This window comes from Vibrio sp. Y176 (genome assembly GCF_033438945.1).
On record NZ_JAWOQS010001051.1, the window covers coordinates 1 to 542 of the forward strand.

The 542-nt window shown below is 45.2% G+C and carries 1 protein-coding gene; it reads left to right on the forward strand.

Going from position 1 to position 542, the window contains the following annotated elements:
- Positions 1-153 precede the first annotated feature (153 nt).
- Positions 154-542, forward strand: a 389-nt coding sequence (locus R7O13_RS30150; RefSeq protein WP_318305630.1) for a paraquat-inducible protein A, incomplete at its 3' end; no start/stop codon positions are given.

Sequence of the window (542 nt, forward strand, 5' to 3'; positions counted from 1 at the left end):
GTAAAACAAGCAGATTTGATCTATGTGCTTGAAGATGGGAAAGTGACACAAACAGGAACCCATGGTGAGCTCGTTGAGCAAGAAGGCTTATATCAAACCTTGTACGGGGGCATTCAGTCCCAAGCTTAAACCCTTCTTATTAGAGAGGTGTTTATGACCTCTCTGTCTAAGCATGCCATGCAACCTAATAGTGTGCGTTTATGCCCAGGTTGCGAACTCCCTGTCGATATAGTCGATTTACCTAACGGTAAAAATGCACATTGCCCACGCTGTGGTACGCAATTATATCGCGGAGGCAGCCCTAGCCTTTCTGGTAATTTAGCGGTCGCGATAACCTGTATCCTGCTATTTATTCCGTCGCACTTCTTTAACTTCATTAGCATCAGGCTTTTTGGTGTGATGATTCCCGCGACCTTACCCTCAGGGATGATCACCTTGATGGAAGAAGGCTTTGTTCTTCTTTCATTGTTAATTCTATTTTGTAGCTCACTTGCCCCATTGACCGTACGTGTCTCGGTCGTGACTGCACATATCTCATTGCA